Source organism: Pseudomonas sp. YQ_5 (assembly GCF_043103305.1).
Taxonomy (GTDB): domain Bacteria; phylum Pseudomonadota; class Gammaproteobacteria; order Pseudomonadales; family Pseudomonadaceae; genus Aquipseudomonas; species Aquipseudomonas putida_Y.
This window is the reverse complement of the sequence record NZ_JBICJS010000055.1, coordinates 120,314-138,003: the sequence shown is the minus strand read 5'-3', so window position 1 is coordinate 138,003 and position 17,690 is coordinate 120,314. Positions and strand designations below refer to the sequence as shown.

The window sequence follows — 17,690 nt, the reverse complement described above, 5'->3', positions numbered from 1 at the left end:
TCAGGGCCGCAGGTAGGTGGTCTTGACCACGGTGTAGAAGTCGCGAGCGTATTGCCCCTGTTCCCGGGGGCCGAAACTCGAGGCTTTGCGGCCCCCGAATGGCACGTGGTAGTCGGTCCCGGCGGTGGGCAGATTGACCATCACGCAGCCGGTCTGGGCGCGGCGCTTGAAGTGGCTGGCGTGGCGCAGCGACTGGGTGATGATCCCGGCTGTGAGGCCGTACTCGGTATCGTTGAGCGTGGCCAGCGCCTCTTCAAAATCGCGCACGCGGATCACGCAGGCGATGGGGCCGAACACTTCCTCGCGGTTGATGCGCATGTCGTTGCGGCTGTTGATGAACAAGGCCGGGCGCATGTAGTAGCCATCGGAGGCCAGTTGCAGGCGCTCGCCGCCTTCTATCAGGGTGGCGCCTTCGGCCTGGGCCAGTTGCAGGTAGGCCAGGTTCTGTTCCAGCTGACGCGCGTCAGCGACCGGGCCGATCTGGACGCCAGCCTCCAGTGCATGGCCGACCTTGAGCTGGCGCATGCGCAGGCGCAGCGCCTCGACGAAGCGGTCGTGGATGCCGTCGCAGACGATCAGCCGTGACGACGCAGTGCATTTCTGCCCAGTGCCAAAGAAGGCCCCGTTGAGCGCGCATTCCACGGCCAGTTCGAGGTCGGCGTCGTCCATGACCACCAGGGCATTCTTGCTACCCATTTCCAGCTGGCAGCGCACCAGGTTACCGGCGGTGGCCACCGCTACGCGTCGGCCCGTCTGCAGAGAACCGGTGAACGTCAGGGCATCGATCTCGGCGGACTGGATCAGGGCCTCGCCGACGTCGGCACCGCTGCCCATCACCAGGTTGAAGGTACCGCTGGGCAGGCCCTGGCGGCTGATGATCTCGGTGAGCGCCCAGGCACTGGCCGGCACCAGGTTGGCCGGCTTGAACACCACGGCGTTGCCGAAGGCCAAGGCCGGGGCGATTTTCCAGGCGGCGGTGGCCATGGGGAAGTTCCATGGGGTAATGATGCCCACCACACCCACCGCTTCGCGATGCACTTCGATGTCCACCCCTGGGCGCACCGAGGCGGCAGTCTCGCCCATCTGGCGCAGCACTTCGGCGGCGTAGTAATGGAAGAACTGGCCACTGCGGTTGACCTCGCCGATGCCTTCGGCCAAGGGTTTGCCTTCTTCTCGCGACAGCAGTTCGCCGAGCTCTTCCTTGCGGGCGATCAGCTCGTCGCCGATGGCCATCAGCACTTGCTGGCGGCTTTCCAGGCCACTGGCGGCCCACAGGGGTTGAGCGGCGCGGGCGGCCTGGATGGCCTGGCGGGCCTGTTCGGCGCTGGCCTGATGGTACTGGCCGATCAGGTCGCCAGTGTCCGAGGGGCTGTAGTTGCCCAAAGTGGCGTGGCCTTCACACCACTGGCCATCGATGTAGTTGTTGTAGGTCTTGTGTGACATGGATGAACGCCTCCGTTTGCATGGCATTCATCATGCGAGCAATATGCAGCAAATAAAAATTAATAAAAAAAATGCTTTGATAAGGAATGCTAACCATGTTGCCCGAGCTGAAAATCGCGCAGTTGCGTTACTTCGTACTGGTCGCCGAACACAAGAGTTTCCACGCGGCCGCCCGCCAGGCCTTTCGCACCCAGCCTGCGATATCCCTGGCCCTGCGTGAACTGGAGCAGAAGCTGGGGCAGGCACTGGTCGAAAAGGGCGGTGGCCGGGTAGAGCTGACGCCATATGGCGAGCATTGCCTCCCGTTGTTTCGTGGCTTGATCGAGCACCATGACCGTATTGCCCGTGAAGCCATGCTGTTTGCCCGGCATGAAATCGGCCAGGTCAGCATCGCCACCGTGCCTTCTGTGGCCAGCCGAATGCTGCCAGGGCCGCTGGCCCGCTTTGTGGCCGCGCACCCCAATGTGCAGGTCAGCATTCAGGACGGCACGGCCGAACGTGTGCAGCAGTTGCTCGCTCAAGGGCAGGTTGATTTTGGCATCAGCAGCCTGTGGGTGGACGATGACCAGCTCGAATTCGCCCCCATCGTGAATGATCAGGTTGGCGTGGTGTGCCGCAGCGACCACCCACTGGCGCAGGCGGGGGGGCAGCTGCATTGGGCGCAGTTGCTGGGCGTGCCGATGATCCGCAACGGTACCTCGCAATTACTGGCGGGTACCGAGGCCGAGGGTTTGCTGGCCGATAGCCGGCTGTTCATTTCCAACATGATTTCGTTGATAGCCATGCTGGAGGAGGGGGTAGGGATCAGTACCTTGCCGTACCTCGCTTTTCCGCAGGAGAACGAAAAACTGGCGTTCGTGCCCCTTGTGGAGCCCAAGGTAGAACGGCACATCGGCATGCTCACCCGCAAAGGGCGCAGCTTGTCACCTGTGGCGGGGGCACTGATGGCGTTTCTGCAAGTGCAGTTGGCGAAGGCTGGCTGATTCGTTGGCGGTAGGGGCATGGCGCGCCATCGCCGGCACTGAGGTTCGCAAACGCACGCCCGGCTTTCAGAGAACCGGGCCTGAAGGCACGCTGACACCTGCCAGCGTGGTGAACGAAATATCCTTGGCCGTCAGCAGAAAATCACGCACGTACGGCACCTCCAGCATGTCACTGCGCAGCGCAGCATAGAGGTTTGCCTGCAGGCCGTGTTCGCCAAGGCGCTTGGCGGTTACATAGCCGCGCGAGCTGTATTCGTGCACGGCCCAGTTGGGCAGGCAACAGACGCCGCGCCCGGACGCAACCAGTTGCATCATCATCACGGTAAGTTCTGAGGTACGGACCTGTGCGGGCTCGACGTCGGCGGGGTCGAGGAAGCGGGTGAAGATGTCCAGGCGGGTGCGTTCGACCGGGTAGGTGATCAATGTCTGGCTGGCGATATCGGCGGGCTCCAGGTACGGCTTGTGGCGCATGGCGTGGTGGTTGTCGATGGCCAGCAGCGCCTCGTAGCTGAACAACGGCACGTAGCTGATACCCGGCAGTGTCACCGGGTCGGAGGTCACCACCAGGTCCAGGTCGCCGCGCTCCAGGGCTGGCAGTGGCGCGAAGGAAAAGCCGGAGGCGAGGTCCAGTTCCACCTCAGGCCAGGCGCTGCGGAACTCATCCACTGAAGGCATCAACCACTGGTAGCAACTGTGGCACTCGATGGCGATGTGCAGCCGTCCGGCGCAGCCCCCGGCCAGTTTGCCCAGATCCCGTTCGGTATTGCGGATCTGAGGCAGCACCTGATCGGCCAGCTGCAGCAGCTTCAGCCCGGCGCTGGTGAAGCGCACAGGCCTGGATTTGCGCACGAACAGTGGCATGCCGATGCGCTCTTCCATATCGCGGAACTGGTGCGACAGGGCTGATTGTGTCAGGTGCAGGCGCTCGGCGGCCTCGTGCAGGCTGTCGGTTTCACGCAGCGCGTGGAGGGTTCGCAGGTGGCGTAAATCGATCATGAGTAAAATGGCGGATCAACGCAGTAATGGCGGGCTTTCTTCACTGTTGCGTGATCCTGACAATTCCTTTGATGGGTTTTCCGTGAGTGGGGTGAGGCTCAAGCCGCGTGAGGCGCGGCGAGGTTGCAGTACTGCCCCTTGAAATACAGCAGTGGCTGCGTGGCAGCAGTGGCCTGCAGGTTCAACGCTTTGACTTCGCCAATCACGATCAGGTGGTCCCCGGCGGCATGTTCGGCGTGAATTTCGCAATCAAGCCAGTGCAGGCTGCCGGCAATGATCGGGTTGCCCAACGGCGATGCTTGCCATTCGACGCCGTGCCACTTGTTAGCGCCGCGCCGGGCAAACTGGTTGGAAATGCCGACCTGCTCACCTGACAGAATGTTGACCGTGAAGCGCCCAGCCTGGCGAATTTTCGGGTAGCTGGCCGAACTGGACATCACGCTGAATGACACCAGCGGCGGGCTCATCGACACGCTGTAGAACGACTGGCAGGTGAAGCCGATCGGCTCACCTTCGTGGTGCGATGTAATCACCGTGATGCCGGAGGCGTAGTGCCCGAGTGCCTGGCGAAAAGTCGACGGCTCGATCGCCGTACCGGAAAGCAACATGGTAGGTCCTGTGGCTGCATTCATTTTCAGCGTGCGTTAGCGAGTTCCTGGCGGACAATTGCCGCGCCTGCACTCAACGCCTTGAGCTTGCCGCTGGCGACCTGGCGAGGCAGGGGCGCCATGCCGCAGTTGGTGCAAGGGTAGAGCTTGTCGGCATCGACGAATTGCAGTGCCTTGCGCAGGGTGGCGGCGACCTGTTCGGGTGTTTCAATGACATGGGTGGCCACATCGATGGCGCCGACCATGACTTTCTTGCCGCGAATCAGCTCGAGCAGGTCCATCGGAACATGCGAGTTATGGCATTCCAGCGAAATGATATCGATGCTGGACTGCTGCAGTTTGGGGAAGGCCTGTTCATATTGCCGCCATTCTGAACCGAGGGTCTTTTTCCAGTCGGTGTTGGCTTTGATGCCATAGCCATAGCAAATATGGACGGCCGTTTCGCACTTGAGGCCCTCGATGGCCCTTTCCAGGGTAGCTACGCCCCAGTCATTCACGTCGTCAAAGAAAACATTGAATGCCGGTTCGTCGAACTGAATGATGTCTACGCCCGCAGCTTCCAGTTCTCTGGCTTCCTGATTGAGAATTTTGGCGAATTCCCAGGCCAGTTTCTCGCGGCTTTTGTAGTGATTGTCATACAGTGTGTCGATCATGGTCATGGGGCCGGGCAGCGCCCACTTTATCGGTTGTGTGGTGTGCTGGCGGAGGAACTTGGCATCTTCGACAAACACCGGTTTTTGTCGAGCGACAGCACCGACCACCGTCGGCACGCTCGCATCGTAGCGATCGCGGATTCTGACGGTTTTCCGTTGCTCGAAATCAACGCCGCTGAGGTGCTCGATAAATGTGGTGACAAAGTGCTGCCTGGTTTGTTCACCGTCACTGACGATGTCGATACCGGCGTGTTGTTGTTCTTGCAAGGCCAGGCGCAAGGCATCCTGTTTGCCTTCGATCAGTTGCTCGTCTTGCAACTTCCACGGTGACCAAAGTGTTTCGGGTTGAGCAAGCCAGGCGGGTTTCGGCAGGCTGCCGGCCGTGGAGGTGGGTAGCAATGTGTTCATGAACAGTGACCTTGTGCTTTGAATGTTCAACGTGCGTATTGAGCGGACCATTGCGCCAGCGTGGCCTGGTAGGGTTTGACAAATTGCTCCTCGGCAAATTTGCCCTGCTCGATTGCCAGGCGGCTGCGCTCTTCCCGGTCGTAGACAATGCGCGTGAGCGAGTAGTCCTGGTTGTTCAGGCTGGGCTGGTAGGCCTTGCCTGCAGGAGAATTGGCGTTGTAGATCTCGGGGCGGTAGATCTTCTGGAAGGTGTCCATGGTGCTGATGGTGCTGATCAGCTCAAGGTCGGTGTAGTCAGCGAGCAAGTCACCGGCAAAATAAAACGCCAGCGGGGCGACGCTGTTCGGTGGCATGAAATAGCGCACCTTCAAGCCCATTTTCTTGAAGTATTCATCTGTCAGCGAGTATTCATCCTGCTGGTATTCAACACCTAGCACAGGGTGCTGATTTTCGGTGCGCAGGTAAGTCCTGCTGCTCGATACGCTCAGGCAGATAACCGGTGGTTTGCTGAAATGCTCCTGGTAGGTTTGCGAGTTGACGAAGCACTTGAACAGGTTGCCATGCAGCTCGCCGAAATGCTCGGGTGTGCTGAAGGTCGACCGATGCTTGTTATGCTCCAGTAACACGACGCTAAAGTCGTAATCGCGTACGTACGAGGAGAAATTGTTGCCTGCCATGCCTTCGAGGCGAGTATTGTTTTTGCGATCGACAATATAGGTTTTCAAGATTTCTATCAGCGGCAGGGCATTGCCATGCTGCGCGTTCTCAAGATTCATTTCCACCGATATGATGTCCAGCTCTACGCGGTAGCGATCATGTTCGGGGTTGTCCCAGTGCGCCAGCGCATTGAAACGGTTATTGATCATCGTCAAGGTGTTACGCAGGTTTTGCTGGCGGTTTGCACCCCGTGCCAAATTGGCGAAGTTGGTCGTGATGCGGGTGTTTTCGGCGGGGCGATAATCTTCGTCGAACGCAATGCGCTTGACGGTGAATGTTGGCGCTTTATTCATGGTGACGGCTTCCAGATGCCTGAGTGTGAGCAACTCAGTGCTTGTCAGTTGCATAGGCTGAGTCGTTCACACCGTAATCTTGATGTGTTTGATTGAGGTGTATCCTAGGCGGGGCGCGGCATGAATGATATTGAAGTTATTTCACAGTTTTTTTAGCTCTGCTCATGATGCGTTGCCTGGTCGACTGCGGCATCATGGCTGCCTGGCCTTCACCTCACCCAGGAGACAGCGATGATCAAAACCGGCGATCAATTGCCCGACGTTACCCTTTATCAATACAACAACGACGCAGGCGCCTGCGCGATCGGCCCGAATGCCTTTTCCCTTCGCGAGCGTTGCAAGCACAAGAAGGTGCTCATCTTCGCGTTGCCGGGTGCATTCACGCCTACGTGCTCTGAACGTCATGTTCCCGGTTATGTAACGGCGGCCCCTGCGTTGTTTGCGGCTGGCATTGACGAAATCCTGTGCATCTCGGTGAACGATGCCTTTGTCATGAACGCCTGGGGCAATAGCTTGCAGGTCGGGGACGCGGTGAAAATGATCGGCGATGGTAATGGCGAATTCAGCGAGGCGCTGGGCCTGACTCAGGACCTTTCGGCACGCGGTTTGGGGCGGCGCTCGCAGCGGTATGCGATGTTGGTCGACGACCAGATAGTCAAGTACATTGCGGTTGAAAGCCCCGGCAAGTTCGAGGTCAGCGATGCGGCCAGCATGCTGGCTGTGTTGCGTTAGCCATACCTTTCAGGCCTTGCCGACAACGACTGTCAGGGCTGCCAGAACACCTTTCGCACCGGCCGCTAAAAACAAGGTACAAACGGTTGAAACTTCACCAACTCAGGGCGCTGGTCGCCATTCATAACGCAGGCAGCATCCTCGAAGCCTCCAAGCTCATGCACATTACTCAGCCCGCACTGAGCCGTTCGATCAAGGAGCTGGAGCGAGAGGTGGGGTTTACCTTGTTGCAGCGGTCGCACAAAGGCATGGCCCTTACCGAGGAAGGCAAGCGTGTCATCCGCCATGCCAACCTCGTGGTAGAGAGCATACGTCGCCTGCAGATCGAAGCGGCGAGCATTCAGGATGCGGCGCTGGGCGCCGTGTCGATCGGGGTTACGTCGTTGACGGCGATGCTCGATGGCGTCGATGAAAGCATTCTGGCCTTTCGGCGCAAGTACCCGCGGGTGAAGATCACCATCACCGACTTGCGCCCAAGTCAGATCCTGCAGCGCTTGCGCGATGGCAGCCTGGACTTTGCCATTACTTCGCAGCAACCGCTGAGTCGGCTGAGCCTGGACTGGGAGGCACTGGGCAGTATCAAGGGCACGGTGATTTGCCATGCGTCGAATCGGCAGAAGTTCAGCCAGTCACTGCGCACCTTGCAATACGCCCCTTGGATCAGCCTGGACGAGTTGTCCGATCAGGCTTCGCAGTTTCACCAATTGTTCGAAGTCAACGGCCTTCGGGTGCCACAGAACACCGTTGAATGCACGTCAGTGATGATGGCGCTGAAGCTGTTGAAGAACACTGAATCGTTGATGACCATCAGCGAACTGGCAGTGGACCAAGGGTTTACCTACGGTATCGATTGCGAGTTCGTAGCCATGGCGGTGCAGGAGTTGATTCCGGATTACCCCATCAACCTGGTCTGCATTGACCGCCACAGCCTTACGGCGCCTGCCCAGGAGCTGTTCCACAGCTTGCGCGGGCAGGTGCTCAAGCAGACCCGCCCCGTGGTTTCAGAAGTGGTAGTACATGCCTAGCGAGATGTTGCTCGGGTTATCGCCAGCCTGGTCCACCGGGGTGCCGGCGTAGGTGACCGACGAGGCGCGCTGGTTGGCGATCATACCGAGGCGTCCATAAATGGCCCAGCGGGGGTTGATGAAGTGGTCATAGCCGATCATCACACCCCACGCGTCCTTGTCGCGGGCGCTGACCTGGCGTTGCATCACCGCCAGGCGCAGCACGTCCAGTTCGCCCACCGGCGCCATCATGCCGAATGTGTACAGCGTGGTGCTGGGCGTGCCGGCCTGGTCCACGTCCTGACGTTGCCAGGTGAGGCTGGTGGCCAGCGGGCCGAAATCGTAGAACGCCGACATGCTCTTGAAGTCGTTGACGGTCTGGCGTGAGACACCACCATCGTCCCATGGGTCGCTGTAGTACCGGTTGTAGGAGGCCAGCAACATCACCCGGCTGTTGCGGTATTGCAGCCGGGCGCCACCGCCACGCACGGTGCGCCCCGAGCTGGCGGCATCGTCGAAGCCGAAGCTTAGCGCGGTACCGAGGCTGAAGCCGCTGAGGGTCGGGCTGGTGTAGGCCAGGGTGTGCTTGGGGCGCAGGTCAAGGTAGAAGGCGCCCTTGCCGGCGGCAGGCAGGGCCAGGTAGGTGTAAGGCGAGCCATAGGTGGCCAGGAACGGGTCGGCATAGGTGGGCGTGCCCATGCTGTAGGTCTTGCCGAACTCGAGCTTGCCCAGGGTGCGCGAGCGTAGGGCGACTGTTGCCAGGCGCAGGTTACCGACGGTGTCCCAGGTGCCCTCCAGGGCCTTGCCATTGAGGTTGAAGCCCTCCTCGACGTCAAGTTCCACGACGGTATCGGGGCCAAGCCCCTTGCGCGCGTACAGCCCGAGCTTGTTGGTCCAGGCGCCGCCACCGGCCAGCTTGAAACCCGTGTGGTGCTGCGAATCGTGATAGCTGGCGAATGCATCCACGGTGCCGTACACCTTGAGCGTGTCATCGAAGCCGTAATCAACTCCGTAGTGACCGAAACCCGGCGCAATCCGCGCGAGCGTCGGAAAACCCTCTGCCTGTGCCTGCGCAGCAAGGCAAACCCCTTGGATCATCAACAGCAACGACGTAGTGCGAGTGTTCATTCACGACTCCAGGCCAGCACGGTGATGTGGTGGCTTTAGCGTCGGTGAACAGAACGTTGCAGCGTGATTGCTTATTCGGTCAGGTCATGCCGTTTGGTTAATCAGGGGCTGGCGCGGCGTGTGGATTGGCGAGCGCATCCGTTTTAGAAGGGCTTCGTAACAGCGTCAACGCTGCGCTACGGATGCTGGTTTGTGGGCGTTTTTGGGGCCGCGCGCGGAGCGAGGGCGAACGGTGCGCCAGCTCAGGGCATTTTGGCCAACGATCGTTCCGGGTAATTAACCATTGGTTAGGCACATGCCGAAAGCGCAAGTGTATTGAGTGCCCGATTGGCTGATATTCGCTGCACGCCGCGATTTGCCAACGGAGATAACAATGATCAGACCGCTACCCACATCGCCGAGCCTGCAAAAAGGTGCGCATTCAGCCGCGCAGGTATCGTCCTCCCGTAAAACCTTGATCGCCTGCTCGCTGGGCAATGCGCTGGAAATGTACGACTTCACGATCTACAGCTTCTTCGCTGTACTGATCGGCAAGCATTTCTTTCCCTCCGACTCGGCAATGGCGTCATTGTTGATGTCGCTGGCCACCTTTGGCGTCGGTTTCCTGATGCGCCCGGTCGGGGCGATGGTTATCGGTCGCTATGCTGACCGGCATGGACGCAAGGCAGCATTGAGCCTGACCATCGGGCTGATGACCCTGGGCACCGCAATGATTGCCTTTGCGCCCACGTATTCACAGATCGGGATTTTCGCCACGCTGTTGCTGGTGACCGGCCGGCTCATCCAGGGCATGTCGGCTGGCGGGGAGGTCGGTACCGCGTCAGTGTTCCTGATGGAATCCAGTGCGGTCGGCAATCGCTGCCAGAGCGTCAGCTGGCAGGCCGCCAGCCAGGGCTATGCCGCCTTGGTGGGGGCCGGCTTTGGCCTGGCCCTCAGCCAGTTGCTCGACCCCGCGGCGCTGGAAAGCTGGGGATGGCGCATACCGTTCATTTTTGGCCTGCTGATTGGGCCGGTCGGTTGGTATATACGCACGCGTTTGCCGGAAACCCATGAGGCCGTACCGGCGCAGAAGGGGGAGCAGGGGCTGGATGCCGAGCTGCTCAAACGCATCGCCCAAGGCATCGGTCTGATGGCCAGCTCGACCATTGGCATGTACCTGTTCGTGTTCTACATGCCGACCTACCTGACCACGGCTTTGCATTACCCGCCCGGCAGCGCCATGGCGATTGCCTGTATCAGTAGCGGCTGCATGGCAGTCATCTGCCCGTTGGCCGGCAAATTCGCCGACAAGTATCAGCTCAGAAAACGCCTGCTGGTGTGGACGGTCGCCGCGCCGGTGGTGTTGACCCTGCCAGTGTTCTATCTGCTTGGGCACGTGCAGCACATGGGCCTGGCCATGATGAGCGTGGCGATCCTGATCTTGCCGACCTGTATCGGTGCCGGTGCGTTCTTCGCGCTGATCATGGAGGGCTTTCCGAAAGCCAAGCGGTCCTTCGGCACCTCGGTCAGCTACAGCCTGGGTGTGACCTTGTTCGGTGGCTTTTCGCCGTTGGTGGCCACCTGGTTGATTGCAGCGCTGGGCACGCCGTTGGCGCCTGCCTACTTTTTGCTGGCCGGCGGTGTTGTAAGCCTGGCCTGCCTCAGGTACTTCCCCGAAAACAAAGGATGCGAGTGATATGGGTATTTTGCAGAGCAATCAAACACCGGGCTCAGCCGCCGAGCTGGAACAGTTCGTCATGCTGCGCCGGCAGATCCACGCTGCGCCGGAAATTGGCGGCGACACCCCGGATACGGCGGCCCTGGTAGCCGACAAGCTGCAAGCTTTGGGCTACGAAGTGCATCGCAATGTGGGCGGGCATGGTGTGGTCGGCGTGCTGAAAGTGGGGGACAGCCCGCGCAGCATCGGTTTGCGTGCAGACATGGACGCACTGCCCATGGGCGAGAAGAATGCGTTTGCGCATGCCAGCAAGATCCCCGGCCGCATGCATGCCTGTGGCCATGACGGGCATACCGCGATCCTGCTGGCAGCCGCTGCGCAACTGGCGACTACACGCCAGTTCAACGGTACGTTGAACGTGATATTCCAGCCCGACGAGGAAGGCCTGACAGGGGCCAAGGCGATGATCGACGACGGCCTGTTCGAGCGCTTCCCGTGCGACTCGGTGTATGCGCTGCATAACATGCCCGGCCTGCCGGTGGGCACTTGCGTGGTGCAGGCGGGGCCCACCATGGCGTCCTCCGAGCGTGTCAGCATTCGGATTACCGGCAAAGGCGGGCATGGGGCGATGCCGGAACTGTCGGTAGACCCGGTGATGGCGTTGAACAGCCTGATCAGTGGCATACAGACTATCAAGTCGCGCAACCTCAGCGTCGAGGACTACGCCGTGATCAGCATCGGCATGATCCAGGCCGGCACTGTCTACAACATCATCCCTGACGAGGCCTGCATGTTGCTGAGCGTGCGCACCGACACGGCCCAGACCCAGCAGAAGATCAACAGCCGCATTGACGCCCTGGCCAAGGGGCACGCTGAAAGCTTTGGCGTGGAGATCGACGTGCAATTCACCCAACTGGCGCCCGCCTTGTGCAACAGCGATGACGAAAGTGCGTTGCTGCGTGAAAGCCTGAGGCCGTTGTTCGCCGACGGCGCGCTGCTGGACAAGATGCCGAAGAAGGTCATGGGCACCGAAGACTTTGCCTACATGTTGCAGGCGCGGCCTGGCTGTTACTTCATGCTGGGCAATGGCACGGGCGAGTTCCATGGTTGCTCGGTGCATAACCCCCACTACGATTTCAATGATGCGTTGGTGAAGATTGGCGCTGATTGTTGGGTGAAGTGGGTTCAGGACTATCTGCGTTGACCCTGCGTCATCTGCGCTGGAATGGTCTACGCTCTCAGCCGAAGCGCGTCGTTACAGGCTTCATCCCGATATCGTCGCTCTGGCGATTCACACCGACGGACCATGCTCGGTCCAAAGAGGGTGCTGCAATGGCGACTATCGACACCGAGAACCTTGCAAAGGGGCTGCAGCAGGTTGAAGCCTGCTGGCAGGCGTATACCTTGTCACAGCGGCTTGTCGAAGGCCTTGAGGGCATCGACCTGAGCAGTGCCATTGAAACCGCCAACCGCGATTTCACAAGGTTTCAGAACCAGTGCCAGCTTTTTTATGCCGAAGTGCGCAAGAGGGCAGCCGATGCGGACAAACTGGAGAGCGACATGGCACTGTATCCCCATTACTTTCAGTGACACCTGATTGAACGTCGCGCTGTGCCCGGGTTCTGACAAGCAAAGGGTACGGCGAGGACGCTTTCATGAGCATCGAACGCAACATTCCCGAGCTTGAAGCCTGGTACGCCCAGTACGACGACATCAGTTACCGGCGCGAGTCACCGGATGCCTACCACCATGAACTGCTCCGCACTGCCGAGGCCCTGCGCGACGACGGTGCCATCGACTGGGACGACTGGTTGGCGCTCAAGGCGCTGGCCGATGAAGCGCATATCCGCGCGCTGGAAGATGCCGTGCAGGCCCATGTGAGTGACCCGGACGCATGAAAGCGCTGAAGATTGCCACCTTCAACATCAATGGCATCCGCAGCCGTCTGCCGGCGCTCTTGGCCTGGCTGGAACGGGAGCAACCTGACATCGCCTGCCTGCAGGAGCTGAAGGCGGCCGATCAGCAGTTCCCTCGTGCGGAGCTTGAGGCGGCAGGCTATGGCAGCCTTCATCATGGGCAACCGTCATGGAACGGCGTGGCCATTCTGGTGCGGGGCAGCGATCCGCTTGAGGTTCGCCGCGGCTTGCCCGGCATGGAAGAGGACGGCCAGAGCCGCTATCTGGAAGCTGCGGCACACGGGGTATTGGTCGCGTGCCTCTACGTGCCGAACGGCAACCCGCAGCCCGGGCCCAAGTTCGATTACAAGCTGCACTGGTTCGAATGCCTGATCAAGCATGCACGCAGCCTCTATGAAAGTGGCCACCCCACGCTGCTGGCAGGGGATTTCAATGTCGTGCCCACTGACATGGACATCTATAACCCGCGTTCCTGGATGAAGGACGCATTGCTGCAACCTGAGTCGCGAGCGTGTTACCAACGACTGCTTGACCAGGGCTGGCTCGATGCCATACGCCATCTGTACCCGGACGAGCGTGTCTACACCTTCTGGGACTATTTCCGTAACCACTGGGCGCGCAATGCCGGGTTGCGAATCGATCATCTGTTGCTCAACCCCGAGCTTGCGCCTTATCTGAAACGGGCGGGTGTCGATGCGTGGGTGCGTAACGAGGCCAAGGCCAGCGACCATGCACCCGTCTGGATCGAGCTGGGTACGCGTCGTGCTCGGTCATAGTCAATCCAGCACATGAACGAATGCCTGGCTGATGCGCTTCGACGGTAGTCGACTTCAGATTGCATTCAGATTCGGCCCTGATAATTCCCTCCGTCGCACCCAGGCGGGGATATTTCATGACTCAGTCTCATCAATGGCACAGTTTGCTTCCGTTACCCATCGGTAGCCATGCCGATCATCAGGCGCATCTTTCTCTTCACCTCAGCGACGATCAAGGGCGCGGCGAGCTGGAGCACTTCATCCACGAGCGCTTTGCCAGCGTGCACCAGGCGGATGTGCAGCATTACCTGCCGGAACTGCTTGCCTTGCAGGGTAGCCACGGTCGCCTGATCGCGGCGGCAGGCATGCGACCGGCCAGCGAAGGGCCGCTCTTCCTTGAGCGGTATCTGGACGAGCCTCTGGAATCTGCTGTTTCACGGGTAACCGGTGCCTCACCGGATCGCAACTGCATGGTAGAAGTAGGCAACCTGGCCTCGCTCAGCGCCGGCAGCGCTCGAATAATGATCATCGCCGTTACGTGGTTGCTGGCCATGCGCGGTTTGGAGTGGGTGGCATTCACGGGCGCCGCGACACTGTTCAACAGTTTCCGGCGACTGGGGCTGGTGCCCACTGTTCTGGCCTCAGCGGATCCTGCTCGCATGCAGGGCCAAGTGGACCAGTGGGGGACCTACTACGACCAGCGACCACAGGTATTTGCCGGCAACATAGGCTTTGGCTTCGATGCCCTGAAACAGGCGGGCATGTTCGAGCGGCTTGGGTTTCCCATGTTAGCCCTGGAGACCGGCCATGCGGCATGAACTGACTGCCTTTAAGGCACTGTTGCGCCAGCACGGGGTGGAACATCCTGACGCCGTGGCCGTCCAGGGAGATGCGCAGCGTTACACCTACCAGCAACTGCTTGACGAAGTCGAATCTCGCGCGGCCAGCCTGCGCAACCAACCTGCGGGAACCTTCGCCGTGGTGCTGGATAACGGGCCCGAAGCGCTATTCTGGGATCTGGCGGCGCTGTTCGCTGAACGTGCCAGTGTGATAGTGCCGTCGTTTTTCAGCGCAGCCCAGTTCCAGCACTGCTTGCAGCAAAGCGGAGTGACAACGGTCGTGTGCGAGGCGCAGTGGGCTGATCAGCTCACTGCGCTTGGCTTTGACCGGCAGGCAACAGCTAATGTCTGGCTGCGTGACCGTGTTGTCGCCCCGGCGCTGCCTGAGGGCACTGCCAAGATCACTTACACCTCCGGTAGCACCGGTACGCCCAAAGGCGTGTGCCTGAGCGCTGAAACCATGCTGCGTGTGGCGCATGAGCTGGAGGCCGCCAGCCGCCCAGCCGAGCCGCAGCGATACCTGGCGGTACTGCCACTGGGCGTTTTGCTGGAAAACCTGGGCGTCTACGCTGCGCTCATGGCTGGCGCTTGTGTGCAGCTCTATCCACAGCAGCAGTTGGGGATGGGAGGGGCAAGCCAGGTCGACTTCAAGCGCCTGCTGGGCGCAATCGCCCTCAGTGGTGCGCAGAGCCTGATCCTGGTGCCGCAGCTGCTGATGGGGTTGGTGACAGCGATCGAGCGTGGCCTGATGCGGGTCGGCCCACTGCGTTTGGTGGCGGTAGGCGGTGCTCGGGTATCGCCAAGCCTGCTCGCGCGGGCCGAGGCGGTCGGTTTGCCGGTGTTCGAAGGTTACGGCTTGTCCGAGTGCGCCTCGGTAGTGGCGCTCAACCGCACAGGGGCTGTACGCCCGGGGAGCGTTGGCAAGCCGTTGCCGCATGTGCAGGTGCGCATCGCCGAGGATGGCGAAGTTCTGGTGGCCGGCTCGATATTGCTGGGCTACCTGGGAGAGCCGCCTGTAACCGGGCAGTGGTGGGCAACAGGCGATGTAGGCCACCTCGATGAGGAGGGCTACCTGTATCTGGATGGCCGCAAGAAGCACCAGTTCATTACCAGCTTCGGGCGCAACGTCAACCCGGAGTGGGTGGAAGCCGAGCTGAGCCAAAGTGGCGTGATCGCCCAGGCTTTCGTGCATGGCGAAGCCCTGCCAAACAACCTTGCCTTGCTCTGGCCCCTGGATCCCGGCATCAGCGACGAGGCCATCGAACAGGCCGTACAGCAATGCAACGCGCGGTTGCCCGATTACGCCCGGGTGCACGCCTGGCGCCGTTTACCTGTGCCTCTGAGCACGCTTGACGAAACCTTGACTGCCAATGGCCGCCCGCGACGTGAGGCGATCTTGCAGCGTTACCACACCCTGTTATCCGACATCTCGTTGTGAGGTTCACAATGTCCTTTTTCGACACCCTGCAAGTACAAACCGCCCAAGAGCGTCAGGCGCTGTTCGCCGTACCGGTGATCCGCGAGGCCCTGGCCGGCCAGGTCAGCCTGGACAGCTACGTCGCGTTCCTGACTCAGGCTTATTACCATGTGCGCCATACCGTGCCGCTGATGATGGCCTGTGGGGCACGATTGCCGCTACGGCTGGAGTGGCTGCGCGGCGCGGTCTGCGAATACATCGAGGAGGAATACGGCCACGAACAGTGGATCCTCAACGACATCAAAGCGTGCGGCGGTGACTGGGAGGCCGTGCGCGATGGCCAGCCGGTGCAATCCATCGAGCTGATGGTTGCCTACCTGTACGACTTGATCGCACGCGGCAACCCGGTCGGGTTGTTCGGCATGGTCAACGTGCTCGAAGGCACCAGCATCGCCCTGGCCACCCAGGCGGCGGGCGTTATCCAGAACACATTGGCACTGCCTGACCAGGCGTTCAGCTACCTTAGCTCGCACGGTGCGCTCGATCAGGACCACATGGTGACCTACAAACAGTTGATGGACCGCCTCGACGATGCCGGTGACCAGCAGGCCGTCCTCCACGCGGCCAAGGTCGTCTACCGCTTGTATACCGAGATGTTCCAGGGCTTGCCGCGTGCCGGGCAGCAAGAGGTGCACCATGCGTTTGGCTGAGTCCGTGGTGATCCTCACCGGCGCCAGTGGGGGCATAGGCCTGGAACTGGCTGAACAGCTCTGCGCTGCCGGTGCCCAGGTGTTGGCGGTCAGCCGGCATATGGGCAAGCTGGCTGGCCTGATGAACCGGTACCCTGATCGTCTGCGCTGGCAGGAAGCCGACCTGCGCAGCCAGTCAGGACGCGAACACGTCATCGAGCGGGCACGCGAGATGGGGGCTGTCAATGTGCTGATCAACGCGGCTGGCGTGAATCGCTTCGCTCTGCTCGACCAGCTGGATGAGCATGCGCTGGACGAGCTATTGGACATCAACCTGAAGGCGCCCTTGCAGCTGACACGCGCCTGCCTGCCGTTGCTGCGCGCTCAGCCCAAGGCGTTGGTGGTGAATGTCGGGTCGACCTATGGGTCGATCGGCTACCCCGGCTACGCCACCTACTGCGCCAGCAAGTTTGCGCTGCGTGGTTTTTCGGAAGCGCTGCGCCGCGAGTTGGCCGATACCACGGTGAACGTGCTGTATGCCGCCCCAAGGGCAACCCGTACAACGATGAACAGCAGCGCCGCGACTGCGCTCAATCAAGCGCTGAAAGTTGGCATGGACGACCCTGCGGACGTCGCTCGTGCTGTGCTTCAGGCGGTGCAATCCGAGCGCACCGAGCTTTATCTGGGGTGGCCGGAAAAGCTCTTCGTGCGTATCAACGGCATGTTGCCGGGCATGGTCGATCGCGCACTGCGCAAGCAACTGCCTGTCATTCGCCGCTATATCGGCAGCCATTCCAAGGAGTCGAACAAATGAAGCGTCTGTTCATTGCCAGCTTGCTGGCATTCGCACCCTTCACCTGGGCTTTGGACCAGGCAGGCAGCCAGCGCCTGAGCGATTTGCAGCAGCGCTGGGCGCAGATTCAGTACCAAATGCCCAAGGACAAGCGTGCCGACGCCTTCGAAAAGCTGGCAGGCGATGCAGCAACATTTGTTCATCAGTATCCCGGCACACCTGAACCCTTGATCTGGGAGGGCATCATCAACAGCAGTTGGGCGGGGGCGACGGGTGGCCTCAGTGCACTGGGCAAGGTCAAGGCGGCGAAAGCCAGCCTGGAGCAGGCCATGAAGCTGGAGCCCAACGCGCTGCAAGGTTCGGCCTACACCAGCCTGGGTACGCTGTATGATCAGGTGCCAGGCTGGCCTATCGGTTTCGGTGATACCGAAATGGCCGACAAGATGCTGCGCAAAGCCTTGCAGATCAACCCCAACGGTATCGACAGCAACTATTTCTGGGCTGATCATCTGTATCGGCAGAAGCGCTACCCTGAAGCTACCGCAGCCCTGCAGAAAGCCTTGCAGGCACCGCCCCGGCCGGGGCGTGAGTTGGCTGACCAGGGCCGGCGTGCCGATATCGATGCTTTACTCAAGGCCATCAAGGACAAACAGGACTGA

At 60.5% G+C, this 17,690-nt stretch carries 19 protein-coding genes; 13 read left to right on the top strand and 6 right to left on the bottom strand.

Annotated features, from left to right (window positions below; all coding sequences use genetic code 11):
• Positions 1 to 1,443, bottom strand: coding sequence for an aldehyde dehydrogenase family protein (locus tag ACF8EA_RS13195; protein ID WP_367250418.1), 1,443 nt, complete (start codon positions 1,441 to 1,443; stop codon positions 1 to 3).
• 95 nt (positions 1,444 to 1,538) lie between these two features.
• Between ACF8EA_RS13195 and ACF8EA_RS13190 the strand changes: the two genes are divergently transcribed.
• Positions 1,539 to 2,426 (top strand): LysR family transcriptional regulator, encoded by an 888-nt coding sequence (locus tag ACF8EA_RS13190; RefSeq protein WP_014860458.1) that lies wholly within the window; start codon positions 1,539 to 1,541, stop codon positions 2,424 to 2,426.
• Between the two features lie 66 nt (positions 2,427 to 2,492).
• Here the strand turns inward: ACF8EA_RS13190 and ACF8EA_RS13185 are convergent, their stop codons facing one another.
• The 4 genes from ACF8EA_RS13185 to ACF8EA_RS13170 all read right to left on the bottom strand — a co-directional run bounded on the left by ACF8EA_RS13185 (position 2,493) and on the right by ACF8EA_RS13170 (position 6,101).
• Positions 2,493 to 3,422: a LysR family transcriptional regulator gene (locus ACF8EA_RS13185; protein WP_338444835.1), complete on the bottom strand. Its 930-nt coding sequence runs from the start codon at positions 3,420 to 3,422 to the stop codon at positions 2,493 to 2,495.
• A gap of 98 nt (positions 3,423 to 3,520) precedes the next feature.
• Positions 3,521 to 4,030, bottom strand: coding sequence for a flavin reductase family protein (locus ACF8EA_RS13180; protein WP_021782251.1), 510 nt, complete (start codon positions 4,028 to 4,030; stop codon positions 3,521 to 3,523).
• A gap of 26 nt (positions 4,031 to 4,056) precedes the next feature.
• Positions 4,057 to 5,091, bottom strand: coding sequence for a methionine synthase (locus ACF8EA_RS13175; protein WP_104961955.1), 1,035 nt, complete (start codon positions 5,089 to 5,091; stop codon positions 4,057 to 4,059).
• 26 nt (positions 5,092 to 5,117) lie between these two features.
• Positions 5,118 to 6,101 (bottom strand): DUF1852 domain-containing protein, encoded by a 984-nt coding sequence (locus ACF8EA_RS13170; RefSeq protein ID WP_392522256.1) that lies wholly within the window; start codon positions 6,099 to 6,101, stop codon positions 5,118 to 5,120.
• A 231-nt stretch (positions 6,102 to 6,332) separates the two neighbouring features.
• Here ACF8EA_RS13170 and ACF8EA_RS13165 point away from each other — a divergent pair, with 231 nt between their 5' ends.
• Entirely contained in the window at positions 6,333 to 6,833 is a 501-nt protein-coding gene (locus ACF8EA_RS13165; protein WP_021782254.1) for a peroxiredoxin, read from the top strand.
• An 86-nt stretch (positions 6,834 to 6,919) separates the two neighbouring features.
• On the top strand, positions 6,920 to 7,858 hold the full coding sequence (locus ACF8EA_RS13160) for a LysR family transcriptional regulator (protein ID WP_392522255.1): 939 nt from the start codon (positions 6,920 to 6,922) through the stop codon (positions 7,856 to 7,858).
• Here the strand turns inward: ACF8EA_RS13160 and ACF8EA_RS13155 are convergent.
• Positions 7,835 to 8,965, bottom strand: a complete 1,131-nt coding sequence (locus ACF8EA_RS13155) for a porin (protein ID WP_392522253.1) — start codon at positions 8,963 to 8,965, stop codon at positions 7,835 to 7,837. The two genes, ACF8EA_RS13160 and ACF8EA_RS13155, sit on opposite strands and share 24 nt — an antisense overlap.
• Positions 8,966 to 9,338: 373 nt before the next feature.
• Between ACF8EA_RS13155 and ACF8EA_RS13150 the strand changes: the two genes are divergently transcribed.
• The 10 genes from ACF8EA_RS13150 (at position 9,339) to ACF8EA_RS13105 (ending at position 17,690) form a co-directional block, all read left to right on the top strand.
• A complete protein-coding gene (locus ACF8EA_RS13150) occupies positions 9,339 to 10,640 on the top strand; it encodes an MFS transporter (protein ID WP_392522252.1) in 1,302 nt (433 codons plus the stop codon).
• Position 10,641: 1 nt separating this feature from the next.
• Positions 10,642 to 11,826, top strand: a complete 1,185-nt coding sequence (locus tag ACF8EA_RS13145) for a M20 aminoacylase family protein (protein ID WP_392522250.1) — start codon at positions 10,642 to 10,644, stop codon at positions 11,824 to 11,826.
• A 128-nt stretch (positions 11,827 to 11,954) separates the two neighbouring features.
• Positions 11,955 to 12,212, top strand: a complete 258-nt coding sequence (locus ACF8EA_RS13140) for a hypothetical protein (RefSeq protein ID WP_021782259.1) — start codon at positions 11,955 to 11,957, stop codon at positions 12,210 to 12,212.
• A 65-nt stretch (positions 12,213 to 12,277) separates the two neighbouring features.
• Complete coding sequence (locus ACF8EA_RS13135; protein WP_021782260.1) at positions 12,278 to 12,520, top strand: hypothetical protein; 243 nt, start codon at positions 12,278 to 12,280, stop codon at positions 12,518 to 12,520.
• A complete protein-coding gene (gene xth / locus ACF8EA_RS13130; protein ID WP_338444840.1) occupies positions 12,517 to 13,314 on the top strand; it encodes an exodeoxyribonuclease III in 798 nt (265 codons plus the stop codon). The genes ACF8EA_RS13135 and xth overlap by 4 nt, the downstream gene beginning before the upstream one ends.
• A 116-nt stretch (positions 13,315 to 13,430) precedes the next feature.
• The gene (locus ACF8EA_RS13125; RefSeq protein WP_028697243.1) at positions 13,431 to 14,111 is read left to right on the top strand and encodes a thermostable hemolysin; all 681 of its coding nucleotides are present in this window, start codon (positions 13,431 to 13,433) and stop codon (positions 14,109 to 14,111) included.
• Positions 14,101 to 15,570: an AMP-binding protein gene (locus tag ACF8EA_RS13120; protein WP_392522248.1), complete on the top strand. Its 1,470-nt coding sequence runs from the start codon at positions 14,101 to 14,103 to the stop codon at positions 15,568 to 15,570. The genes ACF8EA_RS13125 and ACF8EA_RS13120 overlap by 11 nt, the downstream gene beginning before the upstream one ends.
• Before the next feature lie 8 nt (positions 15,571 to 15,578).
• Positions 15,579 to 16,259 carry a TenA family transcriptional regulator gene (locus ACF8EA_RS13115; protein ID WP_103462401.1) on the top strand — a complete coding sequence of 227 codons (681 nt, stop codon included), beginning with the start codon at positions 15,579 to 15,581 and terminating at the stop codon, positions 16,257 to 16,259.
• Entirely contained in the window at positions 16,246 to 17,052 is an 807-nt protein-coding gene (locus ACF8EA_RS13110; RefSeq protein ID WP_103462402.1) for an SDR family oxidoreductase, read from the top strand. Before ACF8EA_RS13115 ends, ACF8EA_RS13110 begins: the two co-directional genes overlap by 14 nt.
• A complete protein-coding gene (locus tag ACF8EA_RS13105; RefSeq protein WP_103444545.1) occupies positions 17,049 to 17,690 on the top strand; it encodes a hypothetical protein in 642 nt (213 codons plus the stop codon). Before ACF8EA_RS13110 ends, ACF8EA_RS13105 begins: the two co-directional genes overlap by 4 nt.